The organism is Shewanella polaris (assembly GCF_006385555.1).
Classification (GTDB): Bacteria; Pseudomonadota; Gammaproteobacteria; order Enterobacterales; family Shewanellaceae; genus Shewanella; species Shewanella polaris.
In genome coordinates, this window is the sequence record NZ_CP041036.1 from 2157704 (window position 1) to 2173977 (window position 16274).

The window sequence follows — 16274 nt, forward strand, 5'->3', positions numbered from 1 at the left end:
CATTACCTTTGATTAAAACCCATTTGAATCAATTTTAAATTGACCTAAGGTGTGTTTTTTGTAATCCATCACATGAACTGAACATGCCATACAAGGATCAAAGGAATGAATAATACGAATGACTTCTAATGGCTTAGTTGGATCTTCCAGTTTTAAACCAATCAACGAAGCTTCATAAGGGCCCATTTTGCCGTTAACATCCACAGGACCAGCGTTCCAGGTAGTAGGGACCACAGCTTGGTAGTTTTCAACTTTGGCACCTTTAATTCGGATCCAATGGCTTAACATACCGCGAGGGGCTTCTATCATGGAATAACCTTCATAAACTCGACTTGAATCTATTTCAGGTTTTACGTAAGTTGATTCATCCGACTGTATATTAACCAGTAGGGCTTCAAAGGTTTTCAAACAAGATTCACCCACTAACTTCACTTGTAACATCCGTGCAGCAGTACGACCTAAAGTGGTAAATAGGGCGTCAATGGGTAAACCCGTACGTGCTAAAAAGCCATCAACCAGATTGACCACTGCTTGATTACCGCGGGCATAGTTCACTAATAAACATGCTAAAGGACCTACTTCTACTGGTTCGTCTTGATAACGCGGTGACTTAACCCATGAATACTTACCCGAGCCATTAACCGTTGGTAACTTGCCATAAACGGTATCGCGTTCAATAAACCCAGTGTATTCGGGAATTGTTGTTCCTTCATAAGGATGTTGTGGACCATCAGCTTTATACCAAGCATGAGTGACGTCTTCTTTAATCAAACTAGGGTCAATGTCCAGCACATTGGCTAAATCACCGTTTAAAATCACCCCTTGTTTAAATAAATACTCACCGTCGGCAGTAATAAAATCTTCACCACTTAAGAAATTATTCACATTGACGCCGCCAAGCACACTGGCTTCAGCGCCAAATGCTTCTGCCGCCATTATGATATCGGCTTGATAAGCACGCTCAATAAAGTCTTGTACTATGGCGTGTTTTTGTTGCCATTCTTGTAAACGGGCAGGGCTTAACATATCGCGTACTGAGGTGACGCCGCCCACAACAATTGACTGTGGATGCGGGGATTTACCACCAAAAATAGCTAACATTTCAGCGGCTACACGTTGTATTTCAAGCGCTTTCAAATAATGCGATAGTGCAATTAAGTTTTGCTCAGGGGTAAATCGATAAGTACCATTGCCCCAATATGCATTTGCAAATGGACCAAGCTTACCGGTTTCGACTAAACCTTTAACTCGTTCTTGTACCGCTTTCAATTCACCTTCACCTGCGGCAATGGGTTTATCCGAGTAATTCATCGCGACTTTGGCAGCCAAGGCAGGATCTGCACTTAATGCCGATACCACATCCACCCAGTCTAAACCGTGTAAATGGTAAAATTGAACAATATGATCATGCATAAACAAAGAGGCCTGCATTATGCCGCGCAGGTATTTTGCATTGAGTGGGATTTTCACACCTAGGGCATTTTCAACAGCCTCAGTGCCACAACGATAATGTGAATAAGTACAAACGCCACAAATACGCTGCACAATTAAGCCCACATCCATTGGAGTACGGCCTTTCAGAATAACCTCAATACCCCGCCATAAGGTAGATGATGACCATGCTTTAGTAATGACATTATTATCATCGACTTCAACTTCAACACGTAAATGGCCTTCGATGCGGGTGATAGGGTCGATAACGACACGTTTACTCATGATTATTCCTCCAAAGGCTTAGCAAATACGCTAATAACAGCATGGGCGCCAATACCTACTGCGGCAGCGCCTAAAATTACCGCACCAATTGTGTCTGCGGTGGCATCAAGGCCATGTAACAGTTGACGTCCAAGAGGTTTCTCGAAATCTGCCATATCATCCCAAAAATCTGGTTCAGAACAGCCCATACAGCCATGACCAGCTAATACAGGCCAACTTGTATGATGGTTAAATCTTTCTGTCGGACAATTGTTATAAGTGTAAGGTCCTTTACAACCCATTTTATAAAGGCAATAACCTTCTTTAGCGCCTTCATCGCCAAACTCTTCAACAAATTCACCAGCATCAAAGCGACCACGGCGTTCACAATTGTCATGTACTCGAGCGCCATAAGCCCACTTAGGACGATTGAACATATCCAATGCCGGTAATTTACCAAACATAATGAAATACATTAATGTACCGACAATGTTCTTTTCACTGGGAGGGCATCCGCCTAAATTAATCACAGGTTTATCGACGACTTCATAAACCCCCTTAGCCCCTGTAGGGTTAGGTGCTGCGGCTTGTACACCACCAAAAGCGGCGCAGGTACCGACAGAGATAATTGCAGCCGCATTTTTCGCTGCTTCTTTTACAATATGTAAACCGGTATGGCCTTTACAACCAACGGTTAAAAAGGTGCCATTATTGGCCGTAGGGATAGCGCCTTCTACAGCCAGTAAATAACGGCCCTTATAGGTTTCTAATGCGTTCTCTAAATTTTCTTCTGCTTGCCAACCTGCGGCAGCCATTAACGTTTCGTGATATTCGAGTGAAATATGATCAAAAATAAGGGTGTCTAAATTAGGGGTGTCGGTACGAATTAACGACTCGGAACAGCCCGTGCACTCTGCCATATGTAACCAAATTAACGGGACTCTATCCGCTAATTCAGCCGCTTCAGCGACCAAGTTACTAAAGGGGAGAGGCAAGGCAAACATTGCCGTAACCGACGCGGTCCATTTTATGAAGTCTCGACGAGATATCCCTATATCGGCCATTTTTTGTTGTAATGAGACAGGCTGACGTTGGGCAAATTGGCGTAAATAATCAAGACGGTCTTTACCCTGCTTATATAGGGCTGCATGTGTGTCCATATTGATACCTTTTGCTTAAGCTAGTTAAGTAGCTATTAATTAATTGCAATCATCGGTATCAATTCTAAAACTGGATTAAAAATCATCTTTTGATGTAAATCAACTTGTGAGAATTTGCTATATCATAAGTAAGGTTAAAACGCCTAATTTATGATGTTGATCAAGTTAACAAAATTGAACTTGGACAAAATGTCACAGATCACGATTTTATACTTGATGTGATCTAGTCCATTATTTACTGATTGTATTGAAATATGAGTATACGAGAGTGTTATTCATAGGAATGTCTCTTATATTTAGTTAACGATACCGCGTCTATGTAAAAATGAGATCTATCGCACTGTGACAACTAATTAGTAAAGAGGTAATAGTCTTGTTTTCTGGTGACATTCCTCATAGAGTGTCGACTTAAAATAACAGTGATTCTCAATATCATCAGTATGAAAATAAATAGGTTGCAGGTTTGGTAGATAAATTAGTTTTAACGGTCGATTTCTTTCTTGAGCACAAATTATTACTAACCGTGTTAATAGTCATGCTTATTTCAGTTATTAAACGCTTTGTCATTTCAAGTATTCGTGGTGATGTCGCTTTCCTTTCTGATGTGCAACGAAAGTGGATGTCACGGACTAAAAATGGCACTTTTCTATTAATACTGATTATCTTGTTCGTCTTATGGCAATCAGAAGTCAGTAAATTTGCGTTATCCGTTACGGCAATTGCAATTGCTTTAGTGATTGCATCAAAAGAAATTATTTTGTGTTTTACCGGTTCAATACAACGTGCGAGCTCGCGTTCGTTTGTGATAGGTGATTGGATAGAAGTAGGCAAAATATACGGTGAAGTGATTGAACATAATCTCATGGCCACAGTGATCCAAGAAATAGACCTTGATCATGGCCAATACCATTACACAGGCAAAACGGCCACCTTACCAAACAGCATGTTTTTTACTTATGCAGTTAAAAACCTCAATTTTATGAAACGGTATGTTTACCACAACATAACGATTACCGTGGTTCAGTTTGTTAATCTCTATCCGCTGTTTCCTTCATTGACCCGTCAAATAGAACAGCACTGTGAAGACTTTATTGAAGTGGCAAAACGCTACAACAATGTGATAGAAAAACATGCCGGAGTCGATTTACCGGGCAGTGAACCGCATATTCATATTACTAGTGGCATAAACGGTGAACAAAATGTTCATATTATGATTTTTTGCCCCACAGAACGGGCTATTGAGTTAGAGCAGTTAATAAGAGAAGACTTTATGATTGCTTACCAAGAAAACTTTAATTAACTTATTTAGGTTTCATCTCAACTCTTAATCCGAGTTGAGATGAAATAACCAAAGCTTATCGTTAATCGTTCGATTTTTGCTTATTCATCATCCAGCTTCATTGCTTCTTTTATTTCATCACTGTCAAACCCTTTCCGAGACAAATACGCATAGGCCTTCGACTTATCTTTATAATCGGTTAAGTTATAGCGTTTCTTAGCCAGCTCTGTTTTACAGCTTTGATAAAAATCGATTTGCTCAGTAAGTGTTAATTGGTACAGCGTTTCTTCAAAGTCACTCACGTCAATCAATCGTTGTTTGAGCTCCTGCAAGATAAGTGTTTTGCCTTTACCCTTATTAAACAGTTTGATTATTTCCGTTGTTAAGTCCACTTTATCGGCTTTTACGGCTAACTTACTTCGCAGGGTATCACGTTGTGGGTGTTGTGCTAATGCGTGATCGATTTCTGCACGCGAAAACCCTTTTGCGGTCATCTGGTTATACACTTTTTCTTTATTGGTACCATAAAAATTAACAAAACGGTTTAACAGCCTAGACGTGGCCATTTCAAAACTATCAACATTTTGCTCATCCATCACTTGTTCTATTGCGTTATCAATCTCAGTAGCGGATATGCCGCGTATTTGTAACTTACGTTTTATTGCACCTTTCCCGAGTTGATTGCTAAAAGCCAACTCACAATATCGCACCGCAAAATCATAGTCATTTTTTAAATAACCACCTTCTATAAGTCTGGCTAATACGGTATCAATCCATTGCTGGTTTTCGGTTTTACGCTCAAGTTTGATGCGGATTTCATTAATGGTGAAATCCTGCTGACCGAGGTGCCAATAGGCACTATTAAAAACGTTATCGATGGTTTTAGCTTGACGTAATGGCGGCCGCTGCATAGAAAATTTGTCTTATAGTAAAAAATAACCACATTATAGTAGCAGTTTAAGGCGGTATTTATTAAGTCCTATTGTGTATCCGGCAAACTAAATACTGCGCGTGAATAGCGGGTAAACAGAACCTTATGATGATGACTAAATGTGGTCCTGTTGTTTAGGGATATTATCGACCACAAAAGGTCGTTTTTTTACCATAAACCATAATAAACTGACTATTGCACCGATACTGAACTGAATAATCCCTAAATTATGGATTAAATCATCAGGACGCAATGACACTAACGTCATACCGATAGCACCCGCCATCATCGAGCAAAATTGAATAACCGCCACTGCAGAACCCGTATCACCGGATTGTTGATCCAACATTAAATTAATGCCAGGAACACGCGTTGCGATGACCACCAGCGTAGCGGGTGCAGCAAGGAAAGCAAAAATCCACGGGGAGAGATGACCAATGGAGTAGGTTAATACACCTAAAAACATCAGGATAATAAAAAAAACCGTAATTATTTTTTGCACTGCAATGGTACGAGAAAGCTTCATATAGATACTCGGGCCAAATGATGCGACAAGCGCATTAAAAGCAAAAGCATAACTAAACATTTGTTCCGATAATCCAAAACCGTCGATATAGATATAAGATCCCGCAGCTAAAAATGCCATTAATGTCATAGGCGGAATGGTAAATATCGCTAATAGGGAAACAAACTTCGGATTGTTGGTAACTACGGCTATTCTTCCCCATGAACGTAACACCGAGCCAGTATATCGGTGCTGTAATGTTTCACGGTAAAACACAGTCAATAAAGTCGAGATAGCACCAAAAATAGCCAGTGCATAAAACATCATATGCCACGAGCCAATTTTTAGTAAAAAAGCGCCAAGTATAGGAGCAACCATAGGTGCAATAATCACCAAAGACATAATGGTCGCCATGATTTTTTCGCGTTCGCGGCCATCATACAAATCTTTTACGATAGCAGTCGCCACAACGGTGACGGCACTGCCACCAAATGCTTGAAGTAGTCTAGCCCCAATAAGCATTTCTATATTATTCGATAGAGCGCATAACAAGCTGGCAATCACATAAATACCCAAGCCAAACAACATGATGGGTTTACGACCAAACTTTTCACTTAACGGCCCCCAAAAAAGCAACCCAAGCGCATAGGCAACAAAATAAACACTTAACGTCAGATTGACCATGGTTTGAGTGGTGTTAAGTGTTTCGACCATGGTAGGTAAGGCCGGTAAGTATAAGTCGGTGGTTAATGGTGGAAATGCACTCACTACGACTAAGAAGAATAAGGTACCTGTTGAGCCTAAAATAGGTTGTTCTACTTTCAAACTAGCACTCCAAATCGTTTGTAAAATATTCACGCAATATAAAAGCCAAAAGGGCTACAAATAGACTAACAAATAGCCGGTTAAGACCGGGTTAAGAGCATCATTGGTTAACGACTCATTTCAATCGCAAATACTCACACAAATAATATTGATTAATGTGTATTTGGATAGAGTATTTAAAGGCTTAATTACAGCATCAGAATGTTGCCAAAGTTATTTAATGAAAACTAAAAAGCGACATTTAAGTACTATATATTGAGGTATTTATCATTAAGTCTCCATTTACATTCAATTACTTGTATTGACATAGGTTTACAACATTCTCTGTAGAATGAAAAATCTAGAAGATCTATGATTAACATCAACGCCTTTATAGTAATAAAGATTAAACATTTTTCATTATAGGCAGATTGAATTGCTCAACAAAAAGGGTGTTTAATAAATCAACTCAGAGATGTTTGAACCGTCTTTATTTATCCTTTTTGTTAAATAAAAGAGTGTTAACACTCGCGCTAGAAGGGTCCATATTTCTATGCAATAGTTATTGTGTGAACAAGAATCTTCTTAACCTACCTTTAACCTCTGTTTTTATAATATTGAGGTTAAACATTGTTACAAAACCATATTGGCCTTATCAATGATATTTCAAGTTCGCTTTTGAACTCACCAACTAAGCATTTTCGGCAAGGACACCAATATGATTATTTTATGCTGTTTTCTATTTGTTATCTCTACGGACGTTATTAAATCATGAAAAAAACCAATAAACATAAGCTGATTATCGTCATCATTGCTATTGCTATATTAGCTGGTGGCGCTGCTATTTATGTTGCCAACAAAGATGGCGACGCGCCTAATTACGCGACCGAACAAGTGCAACGTGGTGATATTGAAAATAGCGTGTTGGCCAATGGCATGCTACAAGCGTCTAAATTGGTCAGTGTTGGTGCTCAAGTTTCAGGACAAATTATCAAGTTGCCCGTTACGCTTGGTCAACAAATTAAACAAGGTGAGCTTATTGCTCAAATTGATAGTTTGACTCAACAAAATAGTTTAAAAGAAGCACTCGCGTCTCTCACAAGCAGTAAAGCCGAGTACCGAGCCAAACAAGCTCAAATAGATCAAGCCCAACAAGAATTTAATCGTCAAAAAGCCATGTTAGCCGATAACGCTAGCTCTAAAGCTGATTATGAATCTGCTCAAGCCTCATTGTTAGTTTACAAAGCAGAACTTGATCAACTAAAAGCCGAACAAGAACAAGTTAAGCTTAGCGTAGAGAGTGCTCAACTCAACTTAGGTTATACAACCATCAAAGCACCAATGGATGGAATGGTTGTTTACACTGCCGTTACCGTGGGCCAGACCGTTAACTCATCGCAATCAACCCCTACAATTGTTGAATTAGCTGATTTGCATAAAATGACAGTTAAAGCTCAAATTTCAGAAGCTGATGTCATTAAGGTAAAGTCAGGACAAGCAGTCTATTTTACGATTCTTGGCCAACCCAATAACCGCTATAACGCCACTTTACGTGCGATTGAACCAGGGCCAACCATCATGGACGGCGATGATAGCAATATGACCTCAAGTGATACTGATGCGATTTACTACAACGGCCTGTTTGATGTTGAAAATCCTGATGGTATTTTACGCATTGGTATGACAGCTGAAGTGTCTATTGTACTTAACCAAGCAAAAAACGTCTTGATTGTGCCTGCGCAAGTATTACAGAAAACCCTTGGGCCCAAACCTGGTTATAGGGTGCCGGTTTTGGTTAATGGTGAAATCGAATATCGCAATGTTAGTGTGGGCATTAATAATAAAATCAGTGCTGAAATTATCAAAGGACTTGAACTAGGCGAACAAATTGTACTTGGTGCGCCAGCCTCAAATTCTGTGAGCAGTAAAAGAGGCAATCGCCGCCCACCGATGGGGTTTTAAGCAATGACTGAACAAGCGTTACTTAATATTTCAGGTGTCTACCGCACTTTTGCCGCAGGAGAGCAGCAACTCACGGTGCTTTCCAATATCAATCTCAGCATTAATCGTGGTGAAATGGTTGCGATTGTGGGGGCTTCGGGCTCAGGTAAATCAACCCTGATGAATATCTTAGGCTGTTTAGATAAGCCCTCTAAAGGACGTTATTCCATTAATGGGCAAGATACTTCTACCATGGATGCGGACCAACTTGCTCAGTTACGGCGTGAACATTTCGGTTTTATCTTTCAACGTTACCATCTACTGGGTGATCTCGATGCCGTCGGTAATGTTGAAATACCGGCTATTTATGCTGGGAAAGATAAAAAAGATCGTAAAAAAAGAGCCGAAAGTTTGTTGTCTCGTTTGGGATTAGCGGATCGCCTCAATCATAAACCAAGCCAGCTGAGTGGTGGTCAACAGCAGCGAGTTAGTGTAGCTCGTGCATTGATGAATGGTGGCGATGTCATTTTAGCTGATGAGCCAACTGGCGCACTTGACAGCCACAGCGGTAAAGACATGATGGCTTTATTGCAAGAGCTTCATCACGATGGTCATACTATTATTATTGTCACGCATGACATGGATGTGGCCCATTTTGCCGACAGGATCATTGAGCTTAAAGATGGTGTCGTTATCCGCGATGCATTAAATGGCAAAGCAGCAGAACAACAAAAACTACCTGAGATTAAATCGCAACCTAGTTCATGGCTTAATTGGGACCGTTACATTGAAGCATTTAAAATGGCATTGATTGCCATGCTATCTCATCGTGTACGTACCTTTTTAACCATGCTCGGTATTATTATCGGTATCGCTTCTGTGGTATCAGTTGTTGCGTTGGGTAATGGCTCACAGCAATCGGTATTAGAAAATATCAGTTCTATGGGAACCAATACTATCGATGTTCGTTCTGGTAGTGGCTTTGGTGATCGCCGTGCAGGCAGGGTTCGTACGTTAACAGCACAAGACAGTGATGCGCTTAAGGTCTTACCTTATGTAGACAGCGTCACACCGTCAATTAGCAGTTCCGGCACTATTCGATATACCAATAAAGCCGTTTCTGCCAGCTTTAATGGCGTTGGTGCAGAATATTTTCGCGTACGGGGTTATGAATTGGCAGAGGGACAATTCTGGGATGAAACCAGTGTGTTAAATTTGGCACAAGAAGCCGTCATTGACGACAACACCCGCCAATCACTTTTCCCTAAACGGTCAGCCATTGGGGCAGTGGTCTTTCTTGGTGATTTACCGGTGCGAATAATTGGCGTCACCAAAGCTAAAGAGAGTGCGTTTGGTAACAGCGACGCATTAAATGTCTGGGTACCTTATACCACCGTTTCTGGTCGCATGGTTGGCCAACGTTATCTCGACAGCATTACCGTCAGAATTAATCAATCGGCACCCAGTAATGCTGCCGAACAAGGTATTATCTCGTTACTAAAAATGCGCCACGGTACAGAAGATTTTTTCACGATTAATACTGATACGATCCGTGAAAGTATTGAAAAAACCACTCAAACTATGACCTTATTGATTTCTGCCATTGCGGTTATTTCTCTTATTGTTGGCGGCATTGGTGTAATGAATATTATGCTGGTATCTGTCACTGAACGAACCCGAGAGATTGGTGTACGCATGGCGGTAGGCGCAAGGCAGGGCGACATTTTGCGCCAGTTTTTAATTGAAGCGGTTTTGGTCTGTTTATGTGGTGGCATTATAGGCATTGGGCTAGCTTACTTAATTGGTCAGATCTTTGCTTTTACAGGGGGGAGTTTCCAAATGATTTATTCAACCACTTCGATTGTTGCCGCATTCGCTTGCTCAACGCTCATAGGTATACTATTTGGCTTTTTACCCGCACGCAATGCAGCGCAACTCGACCCTGTTGATGCCTTAGCAAGAGAATAACGATAATGATAAAACGATCTATAACCCTAAGGCTCTCAACCATCGCGTTTTGCATTTCATTGGCAACGGGTTGCAGCAGTTTTACGCGCACTGAATTTACACCTCCAGAAGTTGATATTCCAACAAGCTGGCAAAGTGTTAGTCTAAATCAACAAGTCAACCTTGACCCTTGGTGGCAGAGCTTTAATAATCCCGAGCTTAATCAATTAATTGAACAAGTATTAATCACTAATAATGATTTAGCCTTAGCGACGTTGACACTGCGCACCGCTCGCCTCCAAGCGGGTTTAACTGATACTCAACGTTACCCGCAAATTAGTGCAAACCTCAATGGCTCAAAATCAAAACCATTAGAGGGTGGCGCAAGTGCTACTGAATATGGCAGTAACGTATCGCTAAGTTACGAACTGGATCTGTGGGGACGCGTTTCTGCCGATATGGACGCCGCAAAATGGACCAGCCTAGCCACCGCCGAAGATAGAGAAAGTACAGCACAAAGTTTAGTGGCCACCACTGCAACATTATATTGGCAAATCGGCTATCTCAAACAGAGTATTGCACTCAGTCAAAATAGCGTCGATTATGCACAACAGATACTTGATCTTACTGAACGTCAGTACCGTTCTGGAGCAGTATCTCAGTTGAATGTATTCGAGGCTAAAAGTAATTTGGCAGGGCAACAAGCAAGTCACAGTGATTTGCAGCAACAACTTACAGAGGCACAAAATTCATTAGCGATTTTATATAATCAACCGCCTTCAAAAATGCCTATACACATAGACAAATTACCGGGCGATGCTATTCCAACCATCGCTGAAGGTATACCCGCTGATCTTTTGATCCGACGACCCGATGTAAAGTCGGCACTTTATGCGCTTAAATCTGCATATGCGTCAAAAGATGCCACTTTTGCTGGTTACTTGCCTACACTCACGCTTTCTGGCTCGCTAGGTACCGCGTCTAACGAGTTAAAAGACTTACTACAAAATCCTATTGGCACATTAGGCGCAAACTTAGTACTACCATTTGTGCAGTGGAACGAAATGCAATTGTATAAACAAATGGCGAGTGTGGAAGTTGAATCTGCAGTGGTGACCTACAGGAAAACACTCTACAACGCATTTAAAGAAGTCGATAACGCGATTTCTGCACGACAACATTACCAGTATCAAGAACAGAAATTACGTGAACAATATGACGCAGCGTCTGCCGCAGAGCACATTTATGCAAGCCAGTACCGAAATGGTGCGGTAAGTATTCAAGACTGGTTAGACGCCAAAGAAACTCAACGCAGTGCAGAAGTGTTATTGCTGGCTAATCGTTATAACCAGTTCAGTGCTCAAGCCACGCTTTATCAAGCCCTTGGAGGCAGCGATATTGCAGCGCCACTTGTAACGGAATAATAAAATACAGTTAAATTTATATGATATATAACAACAAAAGCTCGCATGCACAGCGGGCTTTTTGTTTAAGTGAGGAGGGGTAACGGGTTATCACTATTAGCTACAAATATGGCCGACTAGGGTTAACTGTGATTTTTAGCATTCATCAATTGTTACCTGGAATTGGGCTTAATTAAAGCTGTCTTCTTAGTTAGTGTGCCAAAATAACGAATCAGTCTCTCGTAGATAATAAATACAGATGCAATACGATATCCCAGATTAACCCCATTTAATTATGATTTGCCTACAATCTATTACTTGTCTAGAAGGCATAAATTTCCGGTGCATGACCAGATATTTAATAGAATTGATATTAGTTACCACTTTTTTGATAACGAAGATAATGCTACCTGTGCTGTTTCAAAATCTAATATTTCGACTGCATTGCAAAGCACTGTTAAGTCATGTTCAAGGTGTGTATGTCCTAGTAACTTATTTTGAAGTGACAGAGTAATATGAAGCGCCTTGAGATTGTGGTCTTGTAGATGTTGCTTCAGCTCCGTTAGCATCAAGGTGAGTTCAGGGACTGAATAATCAACAGCGGATGGTGTCTCTGTTGATTGGTTAACTTCATCTGTTGTTAATAGTGCGTGGATACTCGACATTTCAGCTTGTGCGACTAAACGTAATTGCTGACCCAATTCTGAATTTAATATATCAACCTCATTAGCCGCTTCCAGTCCCGCTAACTTACTCTCCAGGTCACATAGGTATTGGTAAAGTGATGATAAGCCAGTCGTTCCAGAGCTCCCTTTAAGGGTATGAACCAAGCGTAATAGCTCCTTGATGTTTTTTTGCGAAATCATCAACTCTATATTTTGCAGTTGTGGCTCAAGATTTTTTTCAAAAACCTTTATTAAACGGCGATAAAATTTTTCATTACCACCAAAAGGTTCCAGTAAACATTCTAAGGTCATATTTTCTAATTCTGAGCTAATATTATTAGCGACCTTGTTGTGAGTTCCGTCAACTTGCTGCTGATTAATAGCCATTTTATTCGCTTTCATATTAAGGGTTCTCGGTAGATGATGGCGTTGTTTATCTACTACAAAAAAGAATAATAGCAGTGACTAAATAGGACGATATTGGATGAACTATAACGATATATTGACGAGATTTATGGCCAGTCAATGTGATTATTCAACAACTTAGTTTGCTACATCAAAAATAATAATACAATATTAGTTACAAATGTAGCCAAATATGGGTATTAAACCAAATTAACCGGAGTCGGAATGCCGTTAGATAAAATTTTACATGTAGAAGATGATGAGTCGATTCGAGTGATTGTTGAAATGGCGCTTGTTGATATCTCAGGATTTACGTTAGTTGCTTGTGAGGGCGGAAATGAAGCCATTAACCAAATAGACCATTTTACGCCTGACTTAATATTATTAGACGCCATGATGCCCGGTATGGATGGTCTTCAAACACTCATTGAGATCCGTAAAAAGCCACATTGCCAACACATTCCGGTGGTTTTTATGACCGCTCGTATTCAACAATCTGAAAAAAAAGAATATTTAGATGCAGGCGCAATAGCCATTATTGAAAAACCGTTTGATGCTATGAGTCTTGGCGATAGACTTGAGTCTATTTATCAAGCTTACCTAGCGTCCGCAGACATTAACAAACCGGAGTAACCGATGCTAACGCCTGTATTACCTCATTCCGAGCAAGAAAGACTCATCTCGTTACAAAATACGGGACTGTTAGATACGGATCCAGAGCAGCGCTTTGATCGTTTAACCCATTTGGCTCAACTTTGTATCGGCACCGACATAGTGCTTATTTCATTAATCGACTCTAACCGCCAATGGTTTAAGTCTAAACAAGGTGTAGAGGTATGCGAGACAAGTAGAGATATCTCAATTTGTGGGCATACCATTTTGGGAACAGACATTTTTGAAGTTTCTGATACTCTTCTCGACAGTCGATTTGCAGATAACCCGTTAGTTGTAAACGCGCCTTTTATTCGATTTTATGCCGGAGTGCCGTTAGTTAATAACGGTGAAAACATCGGCACACTGTGCTTTATTGATAGCCAACCTCGCCAGTTTACAGACAAAGAACGACAAATCGTTTTTGAGTTTGCCAAGAGTGTTGAGCAAGAAATTCAAGACAAATTACAAGAACAGGCACACGAGCTATTAGTAGCAAGCGAGGAAATGTACAGATCAGTGCTTGAAGGTACGAGGATCGGCACTTGGCAATGGAATATTCAAACTGGTGAATCAAATTGTAACGAACGTTGGGCAGAAGTTATTGGTTATACGCTTGCAGAGCTTGAACCCATTACTATAGAAGCCTGGATATCAATGATACATCCAGATGACTTGGCCTATTCAGATACCGCCTTAGATGATCACCTCAATGGATCAACCCCATTTTATGACGTTAAATGCAGAATGAAGCACAAAGATGGCCATTATGTGTGGGTGCATGATAGAGGCAAAGTTGTTTCATATTCAGCCGATGGCAAACCACTGATGATGTATGGCACACAGGCCGATATCACCAAAGAAAATAATAACGAGCAAGCATTATTGCAAAGTCGAGATCAGTTTAAAACTTTGGTTGCCAATATACCGGGAATGACTTACCGATGTCAGCATGATGAATATTGGACCATGCTGTATATGAGTGAACATATTTATGATCTTTCGGGCTATCCTGCCAGCGATTTCATTAATAATGACCAGCGCTATTATGTGAGTATCGTTCATCCTGACGACAGGGCAGAGTTATTTGAAATTATCGAAAAAGCAGTGCAAAACCACACTAGTTGGGTATTAAATTTCCGTATTTTGCACAAAAATGGATCCGTAGTGTGGGTAGAAGAGCGCGGTGCTGCTGAATATGACAGTACTGGTGCAGTGCAATACCTTGACGGCTTTATTATGGATGTGAGCAAAGAAAAAAAGCTGCAAGATCAACTCTACAAACTCACACAGCAATTGCCTGGTGTGGTTTATCAATATCAATCATGGCCAGACGGACGAAGCGCATTTCCTTACGCTAGCGATGCAATAGAAGATATTTATGGTGTAAAACCAGAAGATGTATTAACCGACGCTTCTAATGCTTTTACCAGAATATACCCAGAAGATTTAGCTGCTGTAGCGCTGAGTATCGAAGAATCTGCCAAACATCAGACGCTTTGGAAACAAGAATATCGTGTTTACCGAGATGACAATACAGTGACGTGGATGTCGGGCAGTGCGACACCAGAGATGATGCCTGATGGCAGTACCTTATGGCATGGGTATATTCAAGACATTACCCAAACCAAAGAACATTATCTCAAACTCGAAGAACTCAATCACCAGCTCAATGTTGCTCAGCAAAGTTTAGATTTAGCCAGTGAGCAAGCTCAAATTGGTTATTGGCAAGCATCATTGAAACTGGGAACCTTATGGTGGTCACCCATTATTTATCAAATATTTGGATTAGATGAACAAGATATCGTTCCAAGTATCACCTTGTTTAAAAGTGCTGTGCATCCTGACGATATCGACAAAGTGGCTAAAAGCGAACAAGAGGCTCGTTTAACTGGTATCCATAATGTGGTGCATCGCATTATTCGACCGAACGGCGAAGTTCGCTGGGTGCACGAACTAGGGCAGTTAGTTGCCGAAGATAAAAACCCAGATTTAATACTGATAGGCTCAGTGCAAGACATTACAGACCGAATGAAATTACAACAAGTCAAAGATGAATTTATCTCGACAGTAAGTCATGAACTTCGTACACCCTTAACCTCAATTTATGGTGCATTAAATTTATTGCAGTCTGGCAAGTTAGTCACGTTACCGGCCAAAGCAGACAAACTAATTGATATTGCGAGCAGCAACTGTAAACAGCTTAGCCGTTTAATCAATGACTTATTAGATATAGAAAAACTCGCTGCAGGAAAGATGTTGTTTGAAATGAAACGCTTACCTATTGAACCTCTTTTACAAAGAGCGATTAATGATCATCAACCCTACGCAGACCTGCATAATATTACGCTAACACTGCAACTGGAAAAGCAAATGGGTGAAGCCTTGCTTTATATTGATGAGCATCGTCTATTACAAATCTTGACCAATTTTCTCTCTAACGCGGTTAAGTTTTCACCTAAAGCGGGTAACGTAACCCTGTCTGCCACCCAAATTTATGATGAGATTGAGATAGCTGTGCAAGATCAAGGCTCTGGGATCCCAGAAGATTTTAAAGGCAAGATTTTCGAACGATTTTCCCAAGCCGATGCCAGTAGCTCTAAAGCTAAAGGCGGTACTGGTTTAGGTTTGGCGCTATGTAAAGAGCTGATTGAAGCAATGAATGGCAGTATTGGTTATCGGTCTGAAACAGGCACTGGTTCGCGGTTTTATATTCGATTGCCCATATCAGTAGAACAGTAGAAGTCTGAGATATATCAGAATCGATAATGGTAAGGTAAGCCATTATTTATTACAGGGAAATAAAAAACGAGTTAGCGCATAAACGCTAACTCGTTTGGTCATCATAAGGCAAACCATAATCAGCATCTTTGGTCTTGTTAATTATT

The 16274-nt window shown here is 40.6% G+C and carries 11 protein-coding genes; 6 read left to right on the top strand and 5 right to left on the bottom strand.

The genetic code is table 11. The features are described 5' to 3' along the window. Positions 1–12: 12 nt before the first annotated feature. Complete coding sequence (hyaB, locus tag FH971_RS09430) at positions 13–1716, bottom strand: nickel-dependent hydrogenase large subunit (RefSeq protein ID WP_140234125.1); 1704 nt, start codon at positions 1714–1716, stop codon at positions 13–15. 2 nt (positions 1717–1718) lie between these two features. Beyond that, a complete protein-coding gene (hyaA, locus tag FH971_RS09435; RefSeq protein ID WP_140234126.1) occupies positions 1719–2855 on the bottom strand; it encodes a nickel-dependent hydrogenase small subunit in 1137 nt (378 codons plus the stop codon). A gap of 463 nt (positions 2856–3318) precedes the next feature. Here hyaA and FH971_RS09440 point away from each other — a divergent pair, with 463 nt between their 5' ends. After that, on the top strand, positions 3319–4155 hold the full coding sequence (locus tag FH971_RS09440; protein WP_137227222.1) for a mechanosensitive ion channel family protein: 837 nt from the start codon (positions 3319–3321) through the stop codon (positions 4153–4155). Positions 4156–4235: 80 nt separating this feature from the next. Here the strand turns inward: FH971_RS09440 and FH971_RS09445 are convergent, their stop codons facing one another. Together FH971_RS09445 and FH971_RS09450 are read right to left on the bottom strand one after the other, a co-directional pair. Continuing rightward, on the bottom strand, positions 4236–5045 hold the full coding sequence (locus FH971_RS09445; RefSeq protein ID WP_140234127.1) for a regulatory protein RecX: 810 nt from the start codon (positions 5043–5045) through the stop codon (positions 4236–4238). 135 nt (positions 5046–5180) lie between these two features. After that, positions 5181–6395, bottom strand: coding sequence for a multidrug effflux MFS transporter (locus FH971_RS09450; protein ID WP_140234128.1), 1215 nt, complete (start codon positions 6393–6395; stop codon positions 5181–5183). A gap of 750 nt (positions 6396–7145) precedes the next feature. Between FH971_RS09450 and FH971_RS09455 the strand changes: the two genes are divergently transcribed. Genes FH971_RS09455 through FH971_RS09465 form a run of 3 tightly spaced genes read left to right on the top strand, consistent with a single transcriptional unit; the run spans position 7146 to position 11686 of the window. After that, a complete protein-coding gene (locus tag FH971_RS09455; protein WP_140234129.1) occupies positions 7146–8336 on the top strand; it encodes an efflux RND transporter periplasmic adaptor subunit in 1191 nt (396 codons plus the stop codon). Positions 8337–8339: 3 nt separating this feature from the next. After that, positions 8340–10283, top strand: coding sequence for a MacB family efflux pump subunit (locus FH971_RS09460; protein ID WP_140234130.1), 1944 nt, complete (start codon positions 8340–8342; stop codon positions 10281–10283). 5 nt (positions 10284–10288) lie between these two features. After that, positions 10289–11686, top strand: a complete 1398-nt coding sequence (locus tag FH971_RS09465) for an efflux transporter outer membrane subunit (RefSeq protein WP_140234131.1) — start codon at positions 10289–10291, stop codon at positions 11684–11686. 356 nt (positions 11687–12042) lie between these two features. Here FH971_RS09465 and FH971_RS09470 read toward each other — a convergent pair whose 3' ends face one another. Further along, entirely contained in the window at positions 12043–12732 is a 690-nt protein-coding gene (locus tag FH971_RS09470) for an Hpt domain-containing protein (RefSeq protein WP_140234132.1), read from the bottom strand. A 228-nt stretch (positions 12733–12960) separates the two neighbouring features. Here FH971_RS09470 and FH971_RS09475 point away from each other — a divergent pair, with 228 nt between their 5' ends. Continuing rightward, entirely contained in the window at positions 12961–13368 is a 408-nt protein-coding gene (locus FH971_RS09475; RefSeq protein WP_140234133.1) for a response regulator, read from the top strand. 3 nt (positions 13369–13371) lie between these two features. After that, the gene (locus tag FH971_RS09480) at positions 13372–16128 is read left to right on the top strand and encodes a PAS domain-containing protein (protein WP_140234134.1); all 2757 of its coding nucleotides are present in this window, start codon (positions 13372–13374) and stop codon (positions 16126–16128) included. Positions 16129–16274 lie beyond the last annotated feature (146 nt).